Genomic DNA, 22825 nt, shown 5'->3' on the forward strand with positions numbered 1-22825 from the left:
GTATAAGAGACAGAGCAAGTTCAGCCCCCTCGGGGGGGAGCGCATTACACGAAGTGAAAAGCGTGGGGGCAATATCGTTATTTCAGCCAGCCGCGCTTCCTGAAGTACCACATGGGCAGCACCGCGCTCGCAATCATCAGCGCCACCGCATAAGGGTAGCCCATGGCCCAGTCAAGCTCGGGCATGAGCTTGAAGTTCATGCCATACACGCTGGCAATCAGCGTGGGCGGCAGCAACGCGACGCTGGCCACCGAAAATATCTTGATGATCTTGTTCTGGTTGATGTTGATGAAACCGACCGTGGCGTCCATCAGGAAGTTGATCTTGTCAAACAGGAAGGCGGTGTGCGAGTCGAGTGAATCGATGTCGCGCAGAATTTGCCGCGCCTCCTCGAACTGCTCGGCATTGAGCATCTTGCTGCGCATCATGAAGCTGACCGCGCGTCGCGTGTCCATCGCGTTCCTGCGAATGCGGCCACTCATGTCTTCGTGGTGGGCGATGGATCCCAGCACCTCACCGGCCAGCGCGTCGGTGACGTCACCCGATAGCACTTTGGTGCTTACTTTTTCAAGATCGACGTAAATGCCTTCGAGCGTGTCGGCCGAATACTCGGCATCGGCATCAAACAGCTTGAGCAGCACTTCCTTGGCGTCTTCGATCAGCCCGGGCGCGCGGCGTGCGCGCATGCGCAGCAGCCTGAATACCGGCACATCTTCATCGTGAATCGAGAACAGCACGCCCTTGCTTTTCAGGTCGTCGTTCACAAGGTTCAGAATGAAGGCCACGCGCACCGTGCGCGGCTCGTTCTCATCGGCGACCAGAAAGTCGGAGCGGATGTGCAGCTCGCCGTTGTCTTCTTCGTAAAAGCGCGCGGACTCTTCAATGTCCTCGTCCATCGCGTCTTCGGGAATCGACAGACCGTAGTATTGCTTGATCCAGTGTTTTTCTTCCAGGGTAGGGGATTCCAGATCCACCCAGATGGGCTGGAATTTGGAGAGTTCTTCCAGGGACTCGATTTCTTCTTGGAAGAGTCGCCCGTTGGCGAGCGTGAAAATATTGAGCATGACTGACTGCCTATCAATTTCCAAGGGCCTGCACAAGGCATGAGTCAGGCCTGGTCGCAAGAAGGGGTTGTGGATGGTGGCATCGCTTTCAACCCACTTAACGTCATTCGGCGTCAGTCTGCGGTGTTGAAAGCTAGCGACTGGGGCTGCTTTCCAAGGATTTCTCCGTAACGAACAAGCCGCGATTATGGCATTGAGAGCGTGATTTATCCATCCTGGGCATGGTCCAGCGAGGTATGCGCCTGAGCGGCGGGAAGGGGTCGATCATTGATCACATGATGATCGATAGGGACGAACCGCGTCTGCCAACAGTTTCCCGGCGAGCGCCCAGTAGCTGCGCAAGGGCCCCGCCTTAAACTCTTGGCCTTGTTCAAGAAAAGTTAGCCGGCATCAATTTTTCTTTATGCCGATGCGCGTTGTCCCAGCGATCAGATTCAAATGGTAGGCTTGACACCTCGACGCCTTCCGCGTCAGATATGTGCCTGCGCGACCTGGGAAAACCTGCCATGAATTTCAACGAACTTGCCGATGACCCGGAAGACACCCAGCACAGCCCGGCGGAGCGTGCGGCGGCTGCATCCCGCAGCACCTGGGTCAGCGTGGGTGTCAACCTCATCCTGACCATTGCCCAGATCACCGCAGGCATCCTGGCCAAATCGCAAGGTCTCGTCGCCGATGGCATCCACTCGCTGTCGGACCTGGTGGCGGATTTCGTCGTGCTATTCGCCAGCCACCACAGCAAGAAGGACGCCGACGAAGACCATCCCTACGGCCACCAGCGTTTCGAGACCGCCGCCTCGCTGGTGCTGGGCGTGCTACTGCTGGCCGTCGGCGTAGGCATGCTGTGGTCAGCATTTGTAAAGCTCGAAAACCCCGAAACCGTGCAAAAGGTCCATGTCATCGCCCTCTGGGTGGCCGGTGGGGCCCTGATCGCCAAGGAACTCCTGTTCCGCTACATGCTGGCTGTGGCCAAGCGCGTCAAGTCGAGCATGCTGGTGGCCAATGCCTGGCATGCACGCTCGGACGCGGCGTCATCGCTGGTGGTGGGCATCGGCATCATCGGCAACCTGGCGGGCTACCCGATCCTGGACCCGATCGCCGCACTGATTGTGGGCTTCATGGTCGCCAGGATGGGCTGGGGATTCGGCTGGGATGCGCTGCACGACCTGATGGACCGCTCGGTGAACGAGCAGGAGGTCGAGGCCATCCGCCGCACGCTGTTAGAGACACCCGGCGTCAGCGGCGTGCACGACGTGCGTACCCGCAAGATGGGCGACATGATCGTCGTCGACGCGCACATCGAGGTCGATGCCGCGATCAGCGTCGAGGCCGGCCACGACATTGCTGTCGCTGCACGGCAGCGTGTGCTGCAGCGACACCGCGTGCTGAACCTGATGACCCATGTGGACCCATGGCGGCGTCCCGATCTGGACCACGCGACACCCGCCGCAGCACCGGCGCGCTGAGCGGCGCAGCATCATTGCGTGGAGCCTTCCCTCATGCATGACGGCCTGAGCGAAATCGACGCGCGCCAGCGCCTCGCCCGGGACGGCCCGAACGAACTGCCCAGCTCCAGACCACGGGGCGTGTTGCGCCTGTTACGCGATGTCGTGTCGGAACCGATGTTCCTGCTGCTGGTGGCCTGTGGGGCCATTTACATGGTGCTGGGCGATAGCAACGAGGCGCTCATGCTGCTCGGCTTCGTCTTCGTCGTCATGGGCATCACCTTCGTCCAGCAGCGTCGCACCGAGCGTTCGCTTGAGGCCTTGCGCGATCTCTCCAGCCCGCGTGCGCTGGTCGTGCGCGACGGGCAGGCACGCCGGGTCGCCGGGTGCGAGCTGGTGTGCGGCGACATCGTGCTGCTGGCCGAAGGCGACCGTGTCCCCGCCGACATGCATCTCGTCGAATCGTCGAATCTCGCGGTCGACGAATCCATGCTGACCGGCGAGTCCGCCCCCGTCGTCAAGCAGGCTGGGCCCATGCAGGACAACGCGGGCGCCGTGCCGGGTACCAACGACTCCACACAGGTGTTCTCCGGAACACTCGTCACGCAGGGCACGGCACGCGGCCGCGTCATGGCTACCGGCGAGCGCAGCGCCCTGGGCCGCATCGGCAAGTCGCTCGCAGGCCTGGGCGGCGAGAGCACGCCCATCCAACGGGAGACCCGTCGCATCGTGAAGCGCATTGCCACCGTCGGCCTGCTGCTGGCGAGCGGCCTCGCCGTCGCCTACTGGGTAACGCTTGGAGACTGGCTCCATGGCCTGCTGGCCGGCCTCACGCTGGCGATGGCGATCCTGCCCGAAGAACTGCCGGTCGTACTGACGCTCTTCCTGGGCTTGGGCGCCTGGCGGCTGGCGCGCGAGAACGTGCTGGCCAGAAGCATCCCGGCCATCGAACTGCTGGGCGCCACAACCGTGCTGTGCGTCGACAAGACCGGAACGCTGACCGCCAACCGCATGGCGGTCAGGCGACTGTGGTCCGAGTCGGCGGTGTACGACAGCGTGCAGGCCGGATCCACCCCACTGCAAGAGGCCTTGCATGGCGTGCTGGAGTTCGCCGTGCTGGCCAGTCACCGGCGCGCCTTCGACCCGATGGAGTCGGCCATCGCCGACGCCGGGCAGCAGCTGCTGGCCGATACCGAACACCTGCACGCGGACTGGACCTTGGTCGATGACTACCCCTTGTCACCCGAGATGCTGGCCATGTCGCGGGTCTGGCAGTCGCCCGACCGGCGTGAGCGGATGATTGCCGCCAAGGGCGCTCCGGAAGCCATCGTCGATCTGTGCCACTTCGACGCCGCGCGCCGCGCCATGATGGCCGAGCAGGTGGCCAGCATGGCGGGCATTGGGCTGCGTGTGCTCGGCGTCGCACGGGCCAGCTTCAATGCCGAGGTCCTGCCGGACAACCAGCATGACTTTGAGTTTGAGTTTCTCGGGCTGGTCGGGCTGGAAGACCCGGTGCGGCCCGATGTGCCGCAAGCCATTGCCGAGTGTCACGCGGCAGGCATTCGTGTGGTGATGATCACCGGCGATCATCCTGCCACGGCGGTCTCGGTGGCGCGGCAGGCGGGGCTGTCCGCCGACGGCAAGGTCATGACGGGCGTCGAGCTCGCTGCGCTGAGCGACGATGAACTGCGCATGCGACTCGCCGACACCGCTGTCTTCTGCCGTGTCCAGCCGGAACAAAAGCTGCGCCTGGTGCAGGCCTTCCGCGCCCGCGGCGAAGTCGTGGCAATGACCGGAGATGGCGTCAACGACGCCCCGGCACTCAAGGCAGCCCACATCGGCGTGGCCATGGGTGCGCGCGGCACCGACGTGGCGCGCGAGGCTGCTGCCCTGGTGCTGCTGAACGACGATTTTTCATCCCTCGTGACCGCGGTACGCTACGGGCGTCGGGTGTTTGCCAACCTGCGCAAGGCCATCGTCTTCGTGATTGCGGTCCACGTGCCCATCGTCGGGCTGTCGATCGTGCCGGTCTTGCTGGGCTGGCCGATGCTGCTGATGCCGGTTCACATCCTGTTTCTGCAGCTGATCATCGACCCGGCTTGCTCGGTCGTGTTCGAGGCCGAGCCGCTGGAGGCCGACGCGATGAAAGCCAGGCCACGTCACCCGGATGTTCGCCTGTTTGATGCGGCGGTCCTCACACGCGGCCTCTGGCAGGGGGTCGGGCTGCTGGCGATGCTGCTGGCGTTGTATGCGGGAGTCCGGTTCACGACGCACTCGGACGACGTGGCGCGCGCCATGACGTTCACCGTGCTCGTGCTGTCCAACCTCGGTCTGATCCACGCGAACCGGTCCTGGGGCCACATGTCGTGGCGCGGCCCCGGCGCCTCCAACCGCCACTTCGGCTGGATCAGCCTGGCCACGCTGGCCTTGCTGGGTGCTGTGCTCGGCGTTCCAGCCATCCGCCGGCTGTTCGCGTTCGCCGCGCTGACACCGACCATGCTACTGATAGGCGCGACTGTGGCCCTGATGAGTCTGCTGTGGTTCGAGGGCGTCAAATGGAGGCTCGGCCGGCGCCGGCAGCCCGCGCGCTGAACGGCGCCAGCCGTGTCTGTCAGCCGCCGGCTTATTAGCAGTCTTCAGGGCATGTGCGAGCGCGTCCAGCGCACGATGTCCGTGGCGCTCATGGCGCCGGGCTGGCGCGCCACTTCGCGGCCGTTGACGAACAGCGCCAGTGTCGGAATACTGCGAATATTGAAACGCGCACCCAGGCTCTGGGCCTCTTCGGTGTTGACTTTGGCCACCCGAACTTCGGGCTCCAGCTGCGCCGCAGCCTGCTCATAGGCGGGCGCCATCTGCAGGCAGGGGCCGCACCACGGCGCCCAAAAATCGACCAGCACCGGGATCTGGCTGCGCGAAATGTGGCGGTCAAACGCCGCTTCGTCCAGCCCTACCGGATGTTTCGTGAACAAGGCCTGATGGCAGCTGCCGCAAGCGGGCGCATTGGCCAAGTCGGCGCGTTTCACGCGGTTGGTGGTGTGGCAATGCGGGCAGACAATGTGCAAGGAATCAGTCATCGGGTACCCCGCGTCAAGTTTGAACGCCTGAACAGTACGCCGGTCACGGTCAGGTTCGTGGTGAAAGTAAGGATTTTGACGGTTGTCATGCGCTAAAACTGGGGTTTCCTTAGCCAAATACAAGCACCTTGCAAGCCGGGGTGGCCTTGCTGGAAGTAGCTATTTTTAAGCCAAATTCGTCTTTTGACCAATACAGACGGGCGCAGGCAGCTCCTGATTTTGTAGCAAATTCCACATCATGGCGAAGCTCAAGCCCTGCGCTTAAACTCGGTGCTTGGGCCGGCAGCGCATCGCCCCCGCGATGTGCGCTTCACTTCAAACACACTTTTATCGGTCACACGTTCCACCCCTGTTCATGCCATTTTCTTCACTGGGCCTGTCGCCCGCCCTTCTGCGCGCCCTGGTCGAAAAAGGCTACCTCGCGCCCACGGCCATTCAGACAGCGGCCATTCCGGCGATCTTGCAGGGTCGCGATGTGGTGGGTTCGGCCCAAACGGGCTCTGGCAAAACAGCCGCGTTTGCACTGCCCCTGCTGCAGCAACTGGCCGACGCACCCGCCACGGCGCAGCGGCGTGTCCGCGGCTTGATTTTGGTGCCCACGCGCGAGTTGGCGGCACAGGTGGGCGAAGCCATCGTCAGCCTGGCCAAATATCTGCCGCGCCGGGTGAAGGTTGCGGTGGTGTTTGGCGGCGTGTCCATCAATCCGCAAATGATGAACCTGCGCAGCGGCGCCGACATGGTGGTGGCCACGCCGGGGCGCCTGCTTGACCTGATAGACCACAACGCGCTGACTATTGCGACGGCGGGCACGCTGGTGCTGGACGAAGCCGACCGCCTGCTGGATCTGGGCTTTGGCGAGGAGTTGGGCCGCATTCTTGGGCTGCTGCCAGCGCAGCGGCAAAACCTGTTTTTCTCGGCCACGTTTCCGCCGGCCATTGAGGCGCTGGCCGCAAGCATGCTGCACAAGCCCTTGCGCATTGAAGTGCCGGCCGCCGTGCAGGCCGAACCCGACATCGTGCAGCGGGCCATTGAAGTGGATGCCAGCCGGCGAACCCAGCTGCTGCGCCATCTGGTGCAAAGCGAGGGCTGGAGCCGGGTGCTGGTGTTTGTGGCGACCAAGCACGCGGCCGAAATCGTGGCCGACAAGCTGCGCAAGGCCGACATTGAGGCAGAGCCCTTTCATGGCGAGCTGAGCCAGGGCAAACGCAACCAGGTTTTGCAGGATTTCAAGCTGAAAATCCTGCAGGTCGTGGTGGCCACCGATGTCGCCGCCCGCGGCATCGACATTGCCCAATTGCCGGTCGTGGTGAACTACGACCTGCCGCGCTCAGCCGTTGACTACACGCACCGCATTGGCCGCACCGGCCGCGCAGGCGAAAGCGGCGTAGCCATCAGTTTTGTGAGCGCAGACACCGAAGCGCACTTCCGGCTCATTGAAAAACGCCAGCGCCTGAGTGTGCCGCGTGAACAGGTTGCAGGCTTTGAACCGGTTCAAACCGGGGAGTCCCCCGAAGGCGCGCCAGCATCGAACGGCGGCATCAAAGGCAAACGCCCGAGCAAGAAGGACAAGCTGCGCGAAGCAGCGGCACGCGGGCAACAGCAAAAAGAGTAAGCCGCGAGCCGCCAGGCGACCGGGGCCTATTCCGTATCCGCTTCGCTGTCAGCGTCCGCATCGCGCGGCTTGGCGGTTCGCAGGCCGTGCCTGGTCACAACCTCGACATAAAACTGCTCGCCCCCTTCTTGGGCAAGCGTGTCAATCAGGCCCATGAGGGTGGCGAAGTGAACCACTTCAGCCGTGGCTTCGCTGGTGCCAAACTTGCAATCAAAGTCCCAGTAATCAACGCCTGCGGGCAAAACCCTGCTTCGTTCCCGTTTGACATACTTGCGGATATCGTGTTTGCTGGCTTCCAGCAGGCGATCACGGTTCTTGCCTTCGATATTTAATGGATACGTTTTTCTCACAGGATGTCCTTGGCTGTCGTCTGGTCGGTGCGGTCTGCTCGATCCGAAATCACCCCCTTGCGGACGTGATCTGGAAGTACCGGATTATCGAGCCACGGCTTGCCTGCCTTTAAGTCAGGAACGACTACTCCTTGGCACCCGCCGGGTTCTCCAGCGCTTCATCAAGCGCCTTGCAGGAAGGTGAGCACACGGCCTGGGACTTGCCCAGCACTTTTCGCGTGCCCATCATGGAGCGGGCGCGGTGCTTGCCGCACATGAAACACGACATGGTGGCAGCGCCAAAAGACGTGGTGGCCGCAAACGGTGAGCCCGACACCTTGGACTTGTAGCGCAGGCCGTCAGCGAGGACGGCGGTTTTGGCGTCAGCTCTTGCCATAATTTGGATCTTCCTTGGGTTGGGTGGTTGGCCGGCTCATGGCGCGGTGCAGGGCCTCTTTAGCCTGCCGCTCTGCAGCGAGCGAGGCGTCGAGCGCGGAGCGGCAAAGGCCCGCATACTGGTAATTGACGTTTTCGTACAGTTCGGCGGCTGCCGGATGGGTATCAAGCAAGGCGCGCAGCGCCGTTCCGGGCTCGACGTCGCCTAGTTCATTGACCAGGTGCAGCACCACAGAGCGGTACTGCTCGGCACCGACCGGTTCGGCACTGCGTTCCAGCCGCTCAAGCAGCTCGGCCAGCACATGCGTTACCGTCAGATCGGTTTTGGGGGAGTGTGGTTTGGTGGCATTCATGAACAAAATTTGGGGATTCCTTCCCCAAATACAAGCACTTTACGAACCCGGGCATGGCCTGCTGCGCTTGCCTGACCCGCTCAAGCGAAGCCGGAGTGAGTGCGAGCTGCTATATTTTTTATAGCTTATGGTGCTTGTCCGCCATGGGCTGGAGGCCTATTTTACCGCTAAAAATGGATGAAGCCGATGTCCCCGCATTTCCTGATGTCTTTCATGGCGCATCGGGGGTCCTCGCCGAGGTCTGCTTTGGCGTTGATTTTTTCCATGTTTTAAGACAGAAAAACAGCTGCAAGCCCCTGAACATGAGCGCAAGCAGCTCCTGGTTTTGTAGCGCAGGCGGTACCGCTGGTCCATCATCCTGGAAACGGCAGTTGACCGCTTGATTACTTTGGTAAACCCGCATGAAATCGAGCTTTTTTGCCTTCGATCACGTTCACCTTTTGGGTCAGAGCGCTACGCACCCGATGGCACTGCGCTTGCCGCACCATACGGCGTTACTCCGCCTTGCGGGCAGTAGCCCGCTGCGTTGTCGCGCCTTGTCTGGCACGCCAATCACAGCAACCTCTGGCGCGTCCAACTGCCGTTTCCAGGATCATTTGTCTCGTTAACAAAAAAAGTCCGCAAGCTGCGGACTTCGGCGACTCAGGGTTGGCCGCTTCAGGCCATGTAAACGGCGATGAAAGCCAGCAGGAACATCAGCACGGCACCGACCAGGGGCAGGACGATGGGGATCAAAGGCACGATGGCCTCAACCGCATCCGGCTCGTAGGGCATGGGGCTGCCGTGTGCGGCATGGGGAGTGTGGTTTGCTGAGCTGGACATGGTGATTCCTGAAATGGCTTGAACGTCTGACAAGAGTTTACCTTTTTGAAGCGCACTGCGGTAATCACGACTCAACGCTACTTTTTGCGCGACCTTTTCTGACGCTTGTTCGCAGTCTCCCCGATACGCACCTACTTACGCCCGTAGCTGCTGTCGTGGTCGGGCGCAACGGTTAGCAGCCGGATGAAGTCCCCGTCGCGATGCGCGGTGGCTCGCCGGGCCTGGGTGATGCGCAGGGAGTAAATCGCGTCAATACCCTGCGGCGGCTTGACGCTGCTGATCCTTTCCCATTTCAGCCCGCCGTCACGGTAGAGCTGGTTCCATGTCAGTTGACGGATTTTATTCAAGGTGTCGAGCGCCGCATGCCGTTCAGGCTTTTGCAGGCCGAGCAGGTTGTCCTGAAATACCGGGTTGTTCAGGTCAAGCCGGACGCGTGCATCCGGGTTACTGCTGGCCATCAGACAGGCGGGTCAGGGTGTTGTCCAGTTCAGCATCGCTGGGTGCGTTCTGGGCGGCCCAGGCCAGTGCTTTGCCCAGGTCAGCCGCTGTTGCAGGGGCGTGGAGCCAGTGCTCGTTGTCGGGCACCACGGTAGCGGTGCGTACCAGCCAGATGCCTGGCGCTTGCTCTTCCACCAGGACTTGCCGCCCGGCGAACTGCTTGCCCAGTGAAATTTGGCCATTGGCTCCAATGACTTTGACCGTCATGGTGTTAGACACAGCAGATCGCATGGTAATTCCTAAAATAGTGTTTTCGTAAATTACTAAGGCACTAATTATATCTGCATTCTGGATGCATGGATCAAATCCGCTGAAGGTACCGCTGTCGAAATAGGATACGAAAATCACCGACCTGCGAGCTTAAGGGAGATGGAAATTTCCGAAATACCTCTTCCCCGTCATTGCGAGCGAAGCGTGGCAATCCATGCCACCGTGGTGCGCGACCATGGATCGCCGCGCTTCGCTCGCGATGACGAAACGGGTATGTTTGTAATTTCTGACTCCCTAAGGTGGCGCCATGAGGTTCTGATCCCCATTACCCGTCTGTAGCCTGGAACAACAGTCGGCTCAGGGTGAATGACTTGACCGGATTTGTGTCAAACAGTCAAGCTTGCAAAGCCTTGACGTGAATCACTTCGATTTCGCCGCTACTCTTGAGGAGCCAACCGGGGTCTGACCTCCATTAACACTTCATCGAATGACAAAAATGTCAGCAAATTGGGACTTGTAAGTCAAAAAAGTCAGTTCACTGTCTGTTCTGACGCCGAAATCAGTGGTTTAGGGGGCTGAACGGGCTGGCACAAAATCTGCTGTAATTCTTTGCGAGTTTTTTTCTAACCAAGGAGTTTTTTATGAAACGTTCCATGCAAAAGGTTCAAAAGGGTTTCACCCTAATCGAATTGATGATCGTTGTCGCGATTATTGGTATTTTGGCTGCGGTGGCGTTGCCGGCTTATCAGGATTACACCAAGCGGGCCAAGATGTCTGAGGTGGTTTTGGCGGCCTCTGCCTGCCGTACGTCAATTACCGAGGTCTATCAAACCAACTCCGCTAACAGCTTGCCCGTAGCAGGTGCTTGGGGCTGTGAGAACTCGGTAGCACAATCCAAGTATGTCGCGTCGGTTGCTACCGATGCCAATGGCGGTGTGATCGTCACGACGCAAGGCTTTGGCGATGCAACTATTGACGGTTTCACGGTAAGCTTGGTGCCCACTGCGGCAGCGGGAGTTGCGATTGATGGAACGCATCCCCTTTCTCAATGGGTTTGCGGCAATCCTGCTGTTGTGAACGGCGGTACTGCGAAGACCACTGTTCCTCCCAAGTTCCTGCCCGGTTCTTGCCGCGGAACCTGATCTTGTCGAGTTGGTTTTTCGCCTGTAAAACGCCCCGCTCGGGGCGTTTTTCTATGCTGGGTGCCGGAAGTCCGATCGGCATCCTGGCGGCCCTGCTTCTCCTGTTGGCCTGGCTTCAACCGTTCCATTTTTTACCCTGGGTCAGCTGGCATAGCGAGGTGCTGGCTTTTTTGGCGATCCTGCTCCTCGCCTGGTATGGAATATTTGGCGCTGCAAAAAAAAATCTTTCAGCCGCCATTACTTTTCCTGTTACCGCGATCCCCCTGATCGCGTTGGTACTGCTGATCTGGATTCAGGCCGCTACCGGCTTGATCACTTTCTGGGGTGATGCTTTCGTACTAACCATTTACATGCTCATTTGCGTTGCAGGCATGGCACTGGGACACGCCAGCAGCAACGAGCAAAAAACTTACACCTTGCTGGCTGGCACGCTGCTGCTGGGCGCATTTTTGTCGGCAGTCGTGGCTTTTATTCAGGCCTTTGAGTTATGGGAGACCTTCCCCTGGATCAATCGCATGCTGCAACTGCGTCGGCCGGGCGGTAATCTGGGGCAGCCCAATCAATTGGCGACTTTGCTCTTGATGGGCCTGGCCAGTTTGTTGTTTTTGTTTGAGTCCAGGAAGCTGACCGCCCTGCCATCAGGTTTATTCGCGCTCACCTTGTTCATTGGATTGGCCGCTACCGAATCCAGAACCGGAGTTCTTAGTTTTTTCATTTTGATACTTTGGTGGTTTGCCAAGCGAAAGTCGCTTGGCTCTAGGCTTTCGCCTTGGGGCGTCTTGCTTGCCGGGCTCGGATTTTTATGCCTGTTCTGGACCTGGCCCTTGCTTATGGCGGCAATACAAATAACCGGCGTCGGCGCTCATGTCGATACCAGTGTCGGCCTCCGGTGGTTGGTGTGGCCCCAGCTGATTGATGCGCTGCTGCAACGACCCTGGTTTGGATGGGGCCTTGGTCAGGTTTCATCCGCGCAGAACGCCGTGACCCACTCCTATTCCAGCAGTGGGTCTTTCACTTTTGCACACAACATTTTGCTGGACTTGGCTTTGGGCGTTGGCCTGCCACTGGCTGGGGTTGGGGTTTTGCTCACTGCGGTTTGGCTGTGGCGGCGTATGCGGGCGGCCAGGCAATGGGCGCCCTGGTACTGTCTGGCGGTGGTGTTGCCGGTGGCCGTGCATTCGATGCTGGAGTTTCCGTTTGCCTATGCGTACTTTCTGGTGCCTGTCATGCTCGCGCTGGGCGCACTAGAGGGGATGACGGGAACTAAACCGGCATTTCGCTTGGGCGTGAAAACGGTGGCGGCGATGCTGTTCGTCACGACGGCGGTGATGGCTTGGTCGGTTGTTGAATACCTGGCGATCGAAGAAGATTTTCGTATTGTGCGATTCGAGGCGCTTCGGATTGGCAATACACCGGCAAGTTACCAGAGACCCCATGTGGTCCTGTTAACGCAATTGGATGCGTTGTTAAACGGGGGGCGCATCGTCCCCAAGCCGGGTATGACTGTTGATGAATTGGATCTGGCCAGAAAAGTCGCGTTACGCTTCCCCTGGCCAGCAACTCAAAATCGTTACGCTCTGTCGCTGGCATTGAACGGCGATCCAGATGAAGCCGTTCGCCAGTTGCGCGTCATGCGGGCGCTGCATGGCGAAAAGACCTATGTGCAGATCAAAGAGGGCTGGATCAATCTGGCAAATGAAAAATACCCTCAGCTGCGTAAGCTGAAATTGCCTTGACACGGTACTGCGTGAATGCAAATAGGGGGTCAGTCCAATACTGTTCAGATAGAAGCCATCTTCGCCGGATACGAGGCGCCCGCTGAGCGTTTGTGGGTGGCCGGGGGTGGCCGGTGGCCCGGCTGCGGGGCAGGCAAAGGGCATAATGGAGTCGCTGCATGGCGTGCGGAAAACAGGGGGTCACCGCAGTCCAGGGCATCGAATTTGCAGTAGTCCTACATTAGTCAACCCAATTGGAGTCTCCATGAAATTCACTTCCCGCCTGCTTTGTGGAATCGCCTTTTCCACCATCATGATATCCGCGGTAATGGCCGGCGAAGGCAAGGTTGTCAGTTCCATCACTACTGCGGGCTATACCTATGTCGAAGTCAACCAGAACGGCAAAAATGTGTGGATTGCCGCGAACCAGATCAAAGTCAAGCCAGGCAACCAGATTCGCTTTGGTGAAGGCTCCATGATGACAAACTTCCACAGCAACTCACTCAATCGCACCTTCCCCGCAGTGTTGTTTGTCAATGATGCCGCGGTGACCGCCGAGAAATAATTCGACCTGAAGCAGCTATTAATTTGATAGCTTATTGTGCCCGCCCTTGCTGGGCTTCAGGCACTTTTTTCTTGAATTTCTCGCCCTGGATGCAGACCAGCGCCTTGACGCTGCACGCTCAGGGGATTAATTGGGGCAGATTCTAATTAAATCACCGGTTGAGTTTGCTGCTTACCGGCAAGCGGTATAAAATACCCGATCATGATCCAGTCATTCAAGTGCGCAGACACCCAGGCCCTCTTTGAAACCGGCAAGTCCAGACGGTTTGCCAATATCAGGGAAGTGGCTGAGCGCAAGCTGACGCAGTTGGCGGCCGCGACGACGCTTGAGTTCCTCAAATCGCCGCCCGGCAACCATCTTGAGCTACTAACGCGCGACCGCGAGGGTCAGCACAGCATTCGCATTAACAAACAGTGGCGCGTGTGCTTCGTGTGGACTGCCGAGGGCCCGAACGATGTTGAGATTGTGGATTACCACTGACTTTTTTATGCCATGGAGGGCAACATGATCAAAAACGGAATGCGGCCGGTTCACCCCGGCGAAGTCTTGCGCGAGGACTTTTTGAAGCCGCTCCAGATGAGCGCCAACGCGCTGTCCAAGGCGCTGCATGTGCCGGCCGGGCGCATCAACGACATCGTGCTGGAGCGACGCGGCGTGACGCCCGACACCGCCTTGCGCCTTGCGCGCTTTTTTGGCGGCGACGCGCAGTCGTGGCTCAATCTGCAGCAGATGTATGACCTCAAGCTGACTGAGCGCGAAAAGGCCAAGCAAATAGAAGCCGAAATTGAGCCGCTGGCGCTCGCTGCCTAAGATGCGCAAAGAGCGCATTGGGAGGCAGATGCCAATTGATTTCTGCGATGACTTGGGATCGCGGTGTATCAACAATGTTGACGCCGGTGGCGGGTCGTGGCGGGTCGTGGTGGGGTCCAGGGTCAGGTCTCCCATTTCCCAAACGGAAGTGTTGATGTCGCTTGGACCTGCGCGCCAGCACCTGAGGAGAGTTGCTCAGGAATGAAGAGCTGGACGGTAGGCCCGATTCAATTCGCCAGCCACTAACTCAAGTCGTTTGTCCAGGGTCCAGTTTAGAGTTCTGTCGCTGCGCAGCGTTGAGGCGAGCAGGTTCCAATTAATGTTTCAAGTCCCGATAGAAGTTTTCATGGGGCCCCACGGCTTCCAGGTACACCAGGCGAACACCTTCAGCCAATGTGTAGCCCAGCAGATACAACTGTCCTGCGCTGCGAAACTTGAAGACACGCAGCGCTGCCAGATCGCCCTTCTTGCGCTCCCCGATTTCTGGATTTTGCGTTAGCTCATCGACTGCCGCGTCCACATCAGCGGCAGTATTGCCGTGCAACTTTTTATATTGCCGTGCAAATCGCCGGGTTTGCTGGACTGACCACGTCATACGCGACCACTCCGGGGCACAAACGGCTCGGATTGGGCACGCGGTTCAGCCATCGAAGCCAAGGACTCTGCTACAAAACTGACCGGCAGATCGGGGTTATCGAGTGCGGCTCGCCCCACCCGTGCCCAGAACTCGATTTGGCCTGCAATGGAGCGATGCTCCACCGTCGCATCTTGCTTGGCTTGCTCGTACAGTTCCTGATTAATCCGTATTGACGTGCTTGTTGACATTCTGATATCTCCGGTAAAATTACCACAATTGTAGTAGAAACTTGGTTCTTACGGGCGCATCAACGACATCGAGCGATATACAGGACACCTACTTACTGAGACAAGAGGCAATAGCTGAGTCATGTCTCCCATTGCCCGTAAAGAGCCTTTTTCAATTTTGCGCATCAATCCCCATTCGGCTGACCATTGAACTGGATTTTTTAGGTGGTTTTTGGTGTGATGTTGCTATTATTTCAGTAGCTGCTTGCATCCGTCATATATGCGGAAACAGGGTATTTTGTGCTCAATTTAAAGCGTCAAGATGCCAGGGCACTTTGCCAAATGTCAGCCTTTCGTAACATGCCGGATACGCAGTGCGTCCACTGCGTTGTGGGAGTGGCCGGTGACTCGGCTGCGGGGCAGGCAAGGCGCATAATTGCGCTGCGCATGGCGTGCGGAAAACAGGGGGTCACCGCAGTCCAGGGCACCGAATTTGCAGTAGTCCTACATTAGTCAACCCGATTGGAGTCTCCATGAAATTCACTTCCCGCCTGCTTTGTGGAATCGCCTTTTCCACCGTCATGATGTCCGCGGTAATGGCCGGCGAAGGCAAGGTCGTCAGTTCCATCACTACTGCGGGCTATACCTATGTCGAAGTCAACCAGAACGGCAAAAATGTGTGGATTGCCGCGAACCAGATCAAAGTCAAGCCAGGCAACCGGATTCGCTTTGGTGAAGGCTCCATGATGACAAACTTCCACAGCAGTTCGCTCAATCGCACCTTCCCCGCAGTGTTGTTTGTCAATGATGCCGCGGTGACCGCCGAGAAATAATTCGACCCGAATCAGCTATTAATCTAATAGCTGATTGTGCCCGCCCTTATTGGGATACAGGCACTTTTTCCTTAAATTTCTCGTTCTGGATTCGGGTCGGCGCCTTGACGCTGCACGCTCAGGGCTGCTCAGCCGCTGCAAAGCCGGCCGCGTTCAGCGTTGCCAGCACCTGCGCAATGTGATCGCGCCCGCGCGTCTGGATCACCAGTTCAATCTCCACATTCTGGGCCGACAACATGGTGAAGGCGCGCTGGTGGTGTACCTCGTCAATGTTGGCGCCGGCGTCGGCTACCGTGGCGGTGATCCGGGCCAGCGAGCCGGGGATATCGCGCGCACTGACCTTGATGCGGGCCAGCCGCCCGGCGCGCACCATGCCGCGTTCGATGATGGCGGCCAGCAGCAGCGGGTCAATATTGCCGCCGCACAGCACCAGCCCGACTTTTCTGCCGGCAAAGCGTGCCGGGTATTTGAGCAGCGCCGCCAGCCCGGCCGCGCCCGCGCCTTCGACCAGGGTTTTTTCAATTTCGAGCAGCATCACGATGGCCTGCTCAATGTCACCTTCGTCGACCAGCACCAGGTCGTCAACCAGTCTTGCAATGATGGCTTGCGTAATAAGGCCCGGCGTGCCGACCGCAATGCCATCGGCAATGGTGCTGCTGCCTTGCGGGTAGTGGGTGCCCTTGATGGCGTTGACCATGCCGGGAAAGCGCGAGGTTTGCACGCCGACGACTTCAATGCCGGGCCTGAGGGCTTTGGCCGCCGTGGCGATTCCCGCAATCAGGCCGCCGCCGCCCACGGCGATGACCAGGGTGTCCAGGTCCGGCACGGCCTGCAGCATTTCGAGCCCGACGGTGCCCTGGCCGGCCACGATGGCTTCGTCGTCATAGGGGTGGACAAAGACCAGGCCCTCGCGTTCGGCCAGCGCCAGCGCATGGGCGTGCGATTCATCGAGCGTATCGCCGTGCAGCACTACCTCGGCGCCAAAGCTGCGGGTGCGCTCAATCTTCACGCCCGGGGTGAAGCGCGGCATCACGATGACGGCGCGCACGCCCAGGCGCTGCGCGTGATAGGCCACACCCTGGGCATGGTTGCCCGCGCTCATGGCAATCACGCCGCGGCGCCGTTCGTCGGCTGAAAGTTGTGCGAGTTTGTTACAGGCGCCACGCTCCTTGAAAGAGGCCGTGTACTGCAGGTTTTCAAACTTCAGGTAAATCTGCGCCCCGGTCAGCTGCGACAGCGTCTTGGACGCTACGCAGGGCGTGTTCAACAAATGGCCCTGCAGGCGCTGGGCGGCTTGTTCGATATCGGTCAGGCTGAGCATGAAATTCCTTATGGGCACGGGGCGCGGGCCATGGTCCCGATTTTTGCATAGCGGGAACGCGAACCCCCTGGACCATCACCGGGAATGACCGCGGCAGCAGAGGGGGCAATGGCTGGGTTTTGACGGCTCCAGCACTGCGCCGTGCCGGGGCAAGAAGTTTTTCAAAAGGTTTCAATATTTGGTGCAGCGCAAGGTTGCAATTGCAGGGCTTAGGGCGCATAGTAATTTCAAGAGAGTGTCCCCGTCTGCCGCCTCGCCGTCACTGGCTTGGTGGTGTTTTCAACCCAGCTCCAACTTTTGAAAAGGAGTCTCTTTATGAACTTGACGATCAGCGGTCACCACCTTGAAGTTACCCCCGCGCTGCGCGGCTATGTAACCAGCAAGCTGGATCGGATTACCCGGCATTTTGACCAGGTAGTCGATGTGAAAGTCCTGTTGACAGTGGACAACATGAAAGAAAAGGAAAGACGCCAGCGGGCCGGGTGCAATTTGCATGTCAAGGGCCGCGACCTGTTTGTCGAATGTTCTCACGCTGATCTTTACGCCGCAGTCGATCAATTGACTGACAAACTGGACCGCCAGGTAGGGCGTTACAAAACCAGAACCCAGGATCACCATCACGCTTCCGCCAAGCGGGAAGTTGAATAGCTGATATAGATAGCCCCCACGCTGGTCGCTTCGCATACTGCGCTGCCCCCCGAGGGGGCTGAACTTGCTTGGGGCGGCCCGGCGCTGCGTTCGCTAGCCCCTACGCTGGTCGCTTCGCGTACTGCGCTGCCCCCCAGGGGGCTGAACTTACTTGGGGCGGCCCGGCGCTGCGTTCGGTGGTTTCTGCGTCCATCGCTTTGCATGCAGCGAAACCCTGGTAAAAGCTGCTTGCCTCTTCAAGCGGCTTTTTTTATGCCAGTTTTTCTGCCCCGGCCGCGGTAAAGTGCATAATTCGGCGACTTGAAGATTGTTATGAACCGTCTTGCGCAAATTTTGCCCCCCTCCCAAGTGCTGGTCAGTGTTGAAGCGACCAGCAAAAAGCGTGCTTTTGAAGAAGCCGGCCTGTTGTTTGAAAACCAGCGTGGCCTGAACCGCGCCCTGATCACCGACAGTCTGTTCGCCCGTGAGCGCCTGGGATCGACCGGCCTGGGCCATGGGGTGGCCATTCCGCATGGCCGCATCAAGGGCCTGAAAGCGCCGATGGCTGCGGTATTCCTGCTGCAAACGCCCATCGGTTTCGATGCGCCGGACGAGCAGCCCGTGGCCTTGCTTATTTTTCTGCTGGTGCCTGAGGCCGCCACCCAGAAACACCTGGAAATCCTCTCCGAAATTGCCGAGTTGCTGAGCGACAGCACGCTGCGCGAGCAGCTCATAGCCAGCACCGATGCAGCGGCGCTGTACCACCTGATTGCTTCCTGGCACTCGGTCCAGGAAGTCAGCTCTTAGTGTGCCATCCAGCGTGCAACACCACTCCAGCCCTCTGGATATTGAATAGCAGGCCGGCATGAAGCCCACCGTTGTCAGCGCTGAAGTTTTGTTTGAAGACCACCGCGCCACCCTGAAATGGGAATGGGTGGCCGGTCTGGGCGCCTCTGAAAGGCGTTTTGACGAAGTCGCCGTGCGCGCCGCGCGGTCCGGAGCCGATCTGGTCGGTTACCTCAACTACATACACCCTTACCGCGTGCAGATTCTGGGCGAGCGGGAAGTCGCCTACCTCACCAATGCCCGCCCAGAGGACTGCGCCCGGCGCGTCTCGCGCATCATCACGCTGGAGCCGCCGGTGCTGATCATGGCCGACGGCCAGGCGGCCCCCGACACGCTGCTGCAGTTGTGCGAGGAGGCGCAGCTGCCCATGTTTGCCACGCCGGAGTCGGCCGCCTTCGTGATTGACGTGCTGCGGGCCTATTTGTCCAGGCATTTTGCCGACCGCACTTCCATGCACGGAGTGTTCATGGACATTCTGGGCATGGGGGTCATGATCACCGGCGAGTCGGGGCTGGGTAAAAGTGAACTGGGGCTGGAGCTGATTTCGCGCGGGCACGGCCTGGTGGCTGACGATGCGGTGGATTTATACCGCATCAACCAGACCACGATTGAAGGGCGTTGCCCCGATTTACTGCAAAACCTGCTGGAAGTGCGCGGCATCGGCCTGCTGGATATGAAAGCCATTTTTGGCGAGACGGCGGTTCGCCGCAGGATGCGGCTCAGGACGATCGTGCATCTGGTGCGCCGCGAAACGCTGGAACGCGAGTACGAACGCATTCCCTACGAGCCGCTCACGCAGGACGTGCTGGGCATTCCCGTGCGCAAGGTCATCATCCAGGTGGAAGCCGGCCGCAACATTGCCGTGCTGGTCGAAGCCGCGGTGCGCAACGCCATTTTGCAGCTGCGCGGCATCAATACCTACCAGGAGTTCGTGGAGCGCCACCGCAAGGCCATGGAACAGGACGACTGAGCGCCGCCTTACAGCTTTCAGCTATCAAATAAATAGCTGTATACGCCCGTCCTGCTTGGGCTGGAAGGTGTTTTTACTCTTAAAAACTCAGGGATGATGACGCACAGGCGCCGCTCCCCGGTTGGGGCAGTTGTCTTTGGTGCAATTGGCGTAGATCGACAGGGCATGGTCGGCGATGGCAAACCCCTTGGCCTTGGCCACCGCATGCTGGCGTTTTTCAATCTCGGCGTCGTAAAACTCCTCGACCTTGCCGCAGTCCAGGCAGACCAGATGGTCGTGGTGCTGGCCTTCATTGATCTCGTAAACCGCCTTGCCTGACTCGAAATTGTTGCGGTTGAGCAGGCCGGCCTGCTCAAACTGGGTCAATACCCGGTAAACCGTGGCCAGACCGATATCCGAGCGGTCTTCCAGCAGCACCCTGAAAACGTCTTCCGCCGTCATGTGGCGCTGTTTGCCGACCTGAAAAATCTCCAGAATCTTCAGGCGCGGCAAGGTTGCCTTGAGGCCGGTGCTTTTCAACTCGTCAATGTTGCTCATGGAAATCTCTCTGGGGGAAAACGGGGCGCAGCCCATACGGCTTGGGCCGGGCCAAGCCGCACCCAGCCGCTACAATGATCAATCATATCGCTACACCCCTTTACCATGTCAGCCATGTCTGCAAATCATCATCACGGCGTTCACACAGCTTTCATCGTCATGGCCTGTACGCTACTGGCGTCCTGCAGCAGCGGGACTTCTGGCATGAGTCGCAGCCCGATCAACCCGGTCAACTGGATCACCCCCTACAAGGTAGACGTCATCCAGGGCAACTTCATCTCCAGCGAACAGGTCGGGCAACTCCGGCCCGGCTTGAGCCGCGATCAGGTCAAGGCGGTGCTTGGCACGCCCCTGATGGCCAGCCTGTTTCACGCTGACCGGTGGGACTACGTTTTTACCTTGACGCGGCAGGGCGTAGCGCCCCAGTCTTTCAAGTACACGGTGTTTTTCAAGGGTGACCAGCTGGAGCGCTTTGAGGGCGACGCCATGCCGAGTGAAGCGGAGTTCATCTCCAAGCTGGATTCCAAACGCAAGTTCGGCAAGGTGCCCGTTCTGGAAGCCACCGAAGAGCAGCTCAAGGCCGCTGAAAAGTCGTCCGCCGCCAAGCCGGCCTCCAACGGCGCAGCTGCCGCGGCCAGCGTGCCAGGAGGCCCGCAGACCACGGTCTACCCACCGCTCGAGAGTCCGAAACAGTGAGCGGGGGCGGCATGGCGGAGGCAATGACGAAGTCTGGCCATCATCGGATCGCGGTTGCCGGTGCCAGTGGCCGCATGGGCCAGATGCTGATTGAAGCGGTGAGCGCCAGCACGGACTGCCTGCTGACGGGCGCGCTCGATGTGGCTGGCAGCCCTGCGATGGGCCTTGACGCCGCCGCTTTTTCCGGCCGCTCCAGCGGCGTCCTTATCAGCGCGGACCTTCGCCAGGGGCTTAAAAATTCCCGCGTGCTGATTGACTTTACCCGGCCTGAGGGCACCCTGGCCCATTTGGCGGTCTGCCGCGAACTGGGCGTCAAGCTGGTGATAGGTACCACCGGCTTTTCAGAGGCCCAAAAAACCGAGATAGCGGCTGCCGCCCAGGACATCGCCATCGTCATGGCTCCCAACATGAGCGTGGGCGTCAATGTCACGCTCAAGCTGCTTGAGATGGCGGCCAAGGCGCTGTCCACCGGCTACGACATTGAAATCATTGAAGCGCACCATCGTCACAAGGTGGATGCGCCCTCGGGCACTGCGCTGAAGATGGGCGAAGTGATCGCCGGTGCGCTGGGCCGTGACCTGAAGGATTGCGCCGTGTACGCGCGTGTAGGCGTGACCGGCGAGCGCGACCCTTCCAGCATTGGTTTTGCCACCATCCGTGGCGGCGACATCGTGGGCGACCACACCGTGCTGTTCGCCGGCATCGGCGAGCGCATCGAGATCAGCCACAAGTCGTCAAGCCGTGCCACCTACGCCCAGGGCAGCCTGCGCGCCGCCCGCTTTCTGGACAGTCAGGCCGTCGGCCTTTTTGACATGTTTGATGTGCTGGGCTTGAAATGAGCGCAGCACACGCCGTAACACGCGTGGGGTAACACGGCGGTGAACTTTCTTGACCTCATGACCCAAGGCGGCCTCGTTAGTCAGCTGGTCGCTGCGCTGTTGCTGGCCATGTCGGTTGCCAGCTGGGTTGTGATCCTGTGGAAGGTCTGGCTGCTGCGCCGTGCCGTGGGCGATGTAGCGCGCAGCACGGCAGCCTTCTGGCAGTCGGCGTCGGTTGAGGAAGCCAGCGAGAAAGTCGCGGCGTTTGACCGGGAGGCGCTGGTGTTGCCGCTTATCGCGGCGACAAAAATCAAGGCCAATGGAACCTTGGCTTCGGCCGGCGACAAGGCACAGCAGTTGACCCGTGTGCTGCGCGATGCCCTGCACGCCGCACTGCACAAGCTGCAGTTTGGCCAGGTATTGCTGGCCACCGTCGGCTCCACCGCGCCCTTCGTCGGCCTGCTGGGGACGGTCTGGGGCATTTACCATGCGCTGATCGGCATGGCGTCCGCGGGTCAAGTCACGATTGACAAGGTTTCAGGGCCGGTCGGCGAGGCGCTCATCATGACGGCCGCCGGCTTGGCGGTAGCGATTCCTGCCGTCCTGGCCTACAACATCTTTGGCCGCACCATTGGCCGCATCGAGGCCGACCTCGAAGGCTTTGCGCTCGATTTGCGCGAGTTATTGGCCCCCACGCTTGTCGCTTCGCGTACTGCGCTGCCCCCCGAGGGGGCTGATTTCCCTAGGGGCGGCCCGGCGGAAAATCTGACCCCCACGCTTGTCGCTTCGGGTACTGCGTTGCCCCCCGAGGGGGCTGATTTCCCTAGGGGCGGCCCGGCGGAAAATCTGACGGCTCCTGCATCCACGCCGGACGAATCGCGATGAGTTTTGGCAGGCTCGAACGCACCCTGGGCGCGCAGCCCATGAGCGACATCAATGTGACGCCGCTGGTGGATGTGATGCTGGTGCTGGTGGTTATTTTCATCATCACGGCGCCCTTGCTGGCCAGCGCCATCCGGCTCGATCTGCCAAAAACCGATGCAGCCAAGTCCGTCGAGGTCCCCCAATTTGTCACGCTGGTGGTTGATAAATCCGGCCAGGCTTTTCTGAATGACAAGCCGGTGAAGCTGGACGAACTGGCACGCAAGCTGACGGAAACTGCCGTTCAAAACCCCGATACCGAAGTCCAGTTGCGGGCCGACGAAGCTGTGCCTTACGGCAAAGTCGTTGAGGTGATGGGGGTGGCGCAAAAAGCCGGCTTGAATCGCATCGGCTTCGTGGCGGACCCCAAGCCTGCGGCTCGACCGTAAAATTGGCTTGAACCCACCATTTTGAATA

At 59.7% G+C, this 22825-nt stretch carries 27 protein-coding genes and 1 pseudogene; 16 read left to right on the forward strand and 12 right to left on the reverse strand.

The window, feature by feature from the left end; all coding sequences use genetic code 11:
* Window positions 1-77: 77 nt before the first annotated feature.
* Window positions 78-1064, reverse strand: coding sequence for a magnesium/cobalt transporter CorA (gene corA / locus B3F77_RS18500; protein ID WP_293606372.1), 987 nt, complete (start codon window positions 1062-1064; stop codon window positions 78-80).
* Between the two features lie 506 nt (window positions 1065-1570).
* Between corA and B3F77_RS18505 the strand changes: the two genes are divergently transcribed.
* Window positions 1571-2530, forward strand: a complete 960-nt coding sequence (locus B3F77_RS18505; protein WP_293606373.1) for a cation diffusion facilitator family transporter — start codon at window positions 1571-1573, stop codon at window positions 2528-2530.
* Between the two features lie 33 nt (window positions 2531-2563).
* On the forward strand, window positions 2564-5101 hold the full coding sequence (locus B3F77_RS18510; RefSeq protein ID WP_293606374.1) for a cation-translocating P-type ATPase: 2538 nt from the start codon (window positions 2564-2566) through the stop codon (window positions 5099-5101).
* A gap of 44 nt (window positions 5102-5145) precedes the next feature.
* Here the strand turns inward: B3F77_RS18510 and trxC are convergent, their stop codons facing one another.
* Window positions 5146-5583 carry a thioredoxin TrxC gene (trxC, locus tag B3F77_RS18515; RefSeq protein ID WP_293606375.1) on the reverse strand — a complete coding sequence of 146 codons (438 nt, stop codon included), beginning with the start codon at window positions 5581-5583 and terminating at the stop codon, window positions 5146-5148.
* Between the two features lie 355 nt (window positions 5584-5938).
* On the opposite strand from trxC, the gene B3F77_RS18520 reads away from it, so the two are divergent.
* Complete coding sequence (locus tag B3F77_RS18520) at window positions 5939-7195, forward strand: DEAD/DEAH box helicase (RefSeq protein ID WP_293606376.1); 1257 nt, start codon at window positions 5939-5941, stop codon at window positions 7193-7195.
* 26 nt (window positions 7196-7221) lie between these two features.
* Here B3F77_RS18520 and B3F77_RS18525 read toward each other — a convergent pair whose 3' ends face one another.
* The 6 genes from B3F77_RS18525 to B3F77_RS18550 all read right to left on the reverse strand — a co-directional run bounded on the left by B3F77_RS18525 (window position 7222) and on the right by B3F77_RS18550 (window position 9800).
* A complete protein-coding gene (locus B3F77_RS18525) occupies window positions 7222-7545 on the reverse strand; it encodes a DUF6172 family protein (RefSeq protein ID WP_293606377.1) in 324 nt (107 codons plus the stop codon).
* A 124-nt stretch (window positions 7546-7669) separates the two neighbouring features.
* Window positions 7670-7921, reverse strand: coding sequence for a hypothetical protein (locus B3F77_RS18530; RefSeq protein WP_293606378.1), 252 nt, complete (start codon window positions 7919-7921; stop codon window positions 7670-7672).
* Window positions 7908-8273: a hypothetical protein gene (locus tag B3F77_RS18535; protein ID WP_293606379.1), complete on the reverse strand. Its 366-nt coding sequence runs from the start codon at window positions 8271-8273 to the stop codon at window positions 7908-7910. Before B3F77_RS18535 ends, B3F77_RS18530 begins: the two co-directional genes overlap by 14 nt.
* A 657-nt stretch (window positions 8274-8930) precedes the next feature.
* A complete protein-coding gene (locus B3F77_RS18540) occupies window positions 8931-9095 on the reverse strand; it encodes a hypothetical protein (RefSeq protein ID WP_293606427.1) in 165 nt (54 codons plus the stop codon).
* Between the two features lie 131 nt (window positions 9096-9226).
* Window positions 9227-9553 (reverse strand): hypothetical protein, encoded by a 327-nt coding sequence (locus tag B3F77_RS18545; protein WP_293606380.1) that lies wholly within the window; start codon window positions 9551-9553, stop codon window positions 9227-9229.
* Window positions 9540-9800: a hypothetical protein gene (locus B3F77_RS18550; protein WP_293606381.1), complete on the reverse strand. Its 261-nt coding sequence runs from the start codon at window positions 9798-9800 to the stop codon at window positions 9540-9542. Before B3F77_RS18550 ends, B3F77_RS18545 begins: the two co-directional genes overlap by 14 nt.
* Before the next feature lie 644 nt (window positions 9801-10444).
* Here B3F77_RS18550 and B3F77_RS18555 point away from each other — a divergent pair.
* From B3F77_RS18555 to B3F77_RS18575, 5 genes are all read left to right on the forward strand, one after another.
* Window positions 10445-10945, forward strand: coding sequence for a pilin (locus tag B3F77_RS18555; protein ID WP_293606382.1), 501 nt, complete (start codon window positions 10445-10447; stop codon window positions 10943-10945).
* Entirely contained in the window at window positions 10852-12681 is a 1830-nt protein-coding gene (locus tag B3F77_RS18560; protein WP_293606383.1) for a PglL family O-oligosaccharyltransferase, read from the forward strand. Before B3F77_RS18555 ends, B3F77_RS18560 begins: the two co-directional genes overlap by 94 nt.
* A gap of 244 nt (window positions 12682-12925) precedes the next feature.
* Window positions 12926-13225 carry a hypothetical protein gene (locus tag B3F77_RS18565; RefSeq protein ID WP_293606384.1) on the forward strand — a complete coding sequence of 100 codons (300 nt, stop codon included), beginning with the start codon at window positions 12926-12928 and terminating at the stop codon, window positions 13223-13225.
* A 198-nt stretch (window positions 13226-13423) separates the two neighbouring features.
* Entirely contained in the window at window positions 13424-13705 is a 282-nt protein-coding gene (locus B3F77_RS18570) for a type II toxin-antitoxin system RelE/ParE family toxin (RefSeq protein WP_414703048.1), read from the forward strand.
* A gap of 24 nt (window positions 13706-13729) precedes the next feature.
* Complete coding sequence (locus B3F77_RS18575; RefSeq protein ID WP_293606386.1) at window positions 13730-14035, forward strand: HigA family addiction module antitoxin; 306 nt, start codon at window positions 13730-13732, stop codon at window positions 14033-14035.
* A gap of 316 nt (window positions 14036-14351) precedes the next feature.
* On the opposite strand, the gene B3F77_RS18580 is transcribed toward B3F77_RS18575, so the two are convergent.
* Window positions 14352-14630: a type II toxin-antitoxin system RelE/ParE family toxin gene (locus B3F77_RS18580; protein WP_293606387.1), complete on the reverse strand. Its 279-nt coding sequence runs from the start codon at window positions 14628-14630 to the stop codon at window positions 14352-14354.
* Window positions 14627-14860, reverse strand: coding sequence for a ParD-like family protein (locus B3F77_RS18585; protein WP_293606388.1), 234 nt, complete (start codon window positions 14858-14860; stop codon window positions 14627-14629). The genes B3F77_RS18580 and B3F77_RS18585 overlap by 4 nt, the downstream gene beginning before the upstream one ends.
* A gap of 512 nt (window positions 14861-15372) precedes the next feature.
* On the opposite strand from B3F77_RS18585, the gene B3F77_RS18590 reads away from it, so the two are divergent.
* On the forward strand, window positions 15373-15672 hold the full coding sequence (locus tag B3F77_RS18590; protein ID WP_293606389.1) for a hypothetical protein: 300 nt from the start codon (window positions 15373-15375) through the stop codon (window positions 15670-15672).
* A 118-nt stretch (window positions 15673-15790) separates the two neighbouring features.
* On the opposite strand, the gene B3F77_RS18595 is transcribed toward B3F77_RS18590, so the two are convergent.
* Complete coding sequence (locus B3F77_RS18595; protein ID WP_293606390.1) at window positions 15791-16993, reverse strand: threonine ammonia-lyase; 1203 nt, start codon at window positions 16991-16993, stop codon at window positions 15791-15793.
* A gap of 315 nt (window positions 16994-17308) precedes the next feature.
* Here B3F77_RS18595 and hpf point away from each other — a divergent pair, with 315 nt between their 5' ends.
* The 3 genes from hpf to hprK all read left to right on the forward strand — a co-directional run bounded on the left by hpf (window position 17309) and on the right by hprK (window position 19436).
* The gene (hpf, locus tag B3F77_RS18600) at window positions 17309-17641 is read left to right on the forward strand and encodes a ribosome hibernation-promoting factor, HPF/YfiA family (RefSeq protein ID WP_293606391.1); all 333 of its coding nucleotides are present in this window, start codon (window positions 17309-17311) and stop codon (window positions 17639-17641) included.
* A 312-nt stretch (window positions 17642-17953) separates the two neighbouring features.
* The gene (locus tag B3F77_RS18605; protein WP_293606392.1) at window positions 17954-18427 is read left to right on the forward strand and encodes a PTS sugar transporter subunit IIA; all 474 of its coding nucleotides are present in this window, start codon (window positions 17954-17956) and stop codon (window positions 18425-18427) included.
* A 58-nt stretch (window positions 18428-18485) separates the two neighbouring features.
* Window positions 18486-19436: an HPr(Ser) kinase/phosphatase gene (hprK, locus tag B3F77_RS18610; protein WP_293606393.1), complete on the forward strand. Its 951-nt coding sequence runs from the start codon at window positions 18486-18488 to the stop codon at window positions 19434-19436.
* An 87-nt stretch (window positions 19437-19523) separates the two neighbouring features.
* On the opposite strand, the gene fur is transcribed toward hprK, so the two are convergent.
* A complete protein-coding gene (fur, locus tag B3F77_RS18615; RefSeq protein ID WP_293606394.1) occupies window positions 19524-19973 on the reverse strand; it encodes a ferric iron uptake transcriptional regulator in 450 nt (149 codons plus the stop codon).
* A 114-nt stretch (window positions 19974-20087) separates the two neighbouring features.
* Between fur and B3F77_RS18620 the strand changes: the two genes are divergently transcribed.
* The 4 genes and pseudogenes from B3F77_RS18620 to B3F77_RS18635 all read left to right on the forward strand — a co-directional run bounded on the left by B3F77_RS18620 (window position 20088) and on the right by B3F77_RS18635 (window position 22797).
* Window positions 20088-20669, forward strand: a complete 582-nt coding sequence (locus tag B3F77_RS18620; protein ID WP_414703044.1) for an outer membrane protein assembly factor BamE — start codon at window positions 20088-20090, stop codon at window positions 20667-20669.
* A gap of 23 nt (window positions 20670-20692) precedes the next feature.
* On the forward strand, window positions 20693-21508 hold the full coding sequence (gene dapB, locus B3F77_RS18625) for a 4-hydroxy-tetrahydrodipicolinate reductase (RefSeq protein ID WP_293606396.1): 816 nt from the start codon (window positions 20693-20695) through the stop codon (window positions 21506-21508).
* Window positions 21509-21547: 39 nt separating this feature from the next.
* Window positions 21548-22183: pseudogene (locus tag B3F77_RS18630) on the forward strand (MotA/TolQ/ExbB proton channel family protein); the annotation flags it as partial.
* Window positions 22184-22368: 185 nt separating this feature from the next.
* Entirely contained in the window at window positions 22369-22797 is a 429-nt protein-coding gene (locus tag B3F77_RS18635; RefSeq protein WP_293606397.1) for an ExbD/TolR family protein, read from the forward strand.
* Window positions 22798-22825: the final 28 nt, after the last annotated feature.

This window comes from Polaromonas sp. UBA4122 (assembly GCA_002381615.1).
In the GTDB taxonomy this organism is placed as follows: Bacteria; Pseudomonadota; Gammaproteobacteria; order Burkholderiales; family Burkholderiaceae_C; genus Polaromonas.

Bases quoted from the DNA above. Each gene is read 5' to 3' on its own strand.
- corA (WP_293606372.1), bottom strand. From the start codon at position 1,064: ATGCTCAATATTTTCACGCTCGCCAACGGGCGACTCTTCCAAGAAGAA.
- B3F77_RS18505 (WP_293606373.1), top strand. From the start codon at position 1,571: ATGAATTTCAACGAACTTGCCGATGACCCGGAAGACACCCAGCACAGC.
- B3F77_RS18510 (WP_293606374.1), top strand. From the start codon at position 2,564: ATGCATGACGGCCTGAGCGAAATCGACGCGCGCCAGCGCCTCGCCCGG.
- trxC (WP_293606375.1), bottom strand. From the start codon at position 5,583: ATGACTGATTCCTTGCACATTGTCTGCCCGCATTGCCACACCACCAAC.
- B3F77_RS18520 (WP_293606376.1), top strand. From the start codon at position 5,939: ATGCCATTTTCTTCACTGGGCCTGTCGCCCGCCCTTCTGCGCGCCCTG.
- B3F77_RS18530 (WP_293606378.1), bottom strand. From the start codon at position 7,921: ATGGCAAGAGCTGACGCCAAAACCGCCGTCCTCGCTGACGGCCTGCGC.
- B3F77_RS18535 (WP_293606379.1), bottom strand. From the start codon at position 8,273: ATGAATGCCACCAAACCACACTCCCCCAAAACCGATCTGACGGTAACG.
- B3F77_RS18540 (WP_293606427.1), bottom strand. From the start codon at position 9,095: ATGTCCAGCTCAGCAAACCACACTCCCCATGCCGCACACGGCAGCCCC.
- B3F77_RS18545 (WP_293606380.1), bottom strand. From the start codon at position 9,553: ATGGCCAGCAGTAACCCGGATGCACGCGTCCGGCTTGACCTGAACAAC.
- B3F77_RS18550 (WP_293606381.1), bottom strand. From the start codon at position 9,800: ATGACGGTCAAAGTCATTGGAGCCAATGGCCAAATTTCACTGGGCAAG.
- B3F77_RS18555 (WP_293606382.1), top strand. From the start codon at position 10,445: ATGAAACGTTCCATGCAAAAGGTTCAAAAGGGTTTCACCCTAATCGAA.
- B3F77_RS18560 (WP_293606383.1), top strand. From the start codon at position 10,852: ATGGGTTTGCGGCAATCCTGCTGTTGTGAACGGCGGTACTGCGAAGAC.
- B3F77_RS18565 (WP_293606384.1), top strand. From the start codon at position 12,926: ATGAAATTCACTTCCCGCCTGCTTTGTGGAATCGCCTTTTCCACCATC.
- B3F77_RS18575 (WP_293606386.1), top strand. From the start codon at position 13,730: ATGATCAAAAACGGAATGCGGCCGGTTCACCCCGGCGAAGTCTTGCGC.
- B3F77_RS18580 (WP_293606387.1), bottom strand. From the start codon at position 14,630: ATGACGTGGTCAGTCCAGCAAACCCGGCGATTTGCACGGCAATATAAA.
- B3F77_RS18585 (WP_293606388.1), bottom strand. From the start codon at position 14,860: ATGTCAACAAGCACGTCAATACGGATTAATCAGGAACTGTACGAGCAA.
- B3F77_RS18590 (WP_293606389.1), top strand. From the start codon at position 15,373: ATGAAATTCACTTCCCGCCTGCTTTGTGGAATCGCCTTTTCCACCGTC.
- B3F77_RS18595 (WP_293606390.1), bottom strand. From the start codon at position 16,993: ATGCTCAGCCTGACCGATATCGAACAAGCCGCCCAGCGCCTGCAGGGC.
- hpf (WP_293606391.1), top strand. From the start codon at position 17,309: ATGAACTTGACGATCAGCGGTCACCACCTTGAAGTTACCCCCGCGCTG.
- B3F77_RS18605 (WP_293606392.1), top strand. From the start codon at position 17,954: ATGAACCGTCTTGCGCAAATTTTGCCCCCCTCCCAAGTGCTGGTCAGT.
- hprK (WP_293606393.1), top strand. From the start codon at position 18,486: ATGAAGCCCACCGTTGTCAGCGCTGAAGTTTTGTTTGAAGACCACCGC.
- fur (WP_293606394.1), bottom strand. From the start codon at position 19,973: ATGAGCAACATTGACGAGTTGAAAAGCACCGGCCTCAAGGCAACCTTG.
- B3F77_RS18620 (WP_414703044.1), top strand. From the start codon at position 20,088: ATGTCTGCAAATCATCATCACGGCGTTCACACAGCTTTCATCGTCATG.
- dapB (WP_293606396.1), top strand. From the start codon at position 20,693: ATGACGAAGTCTGGCCATCATCGGATCGCGGTTGCCGGTGCCAGTGGC.
- B3F77_RS18635 (WP_293606397.1), top strand. From the start codon at position 22,369: ATGAGTTTTGGCAGGCTCGAACGCACCCTGGGCGCGCAGCCCATGAGC.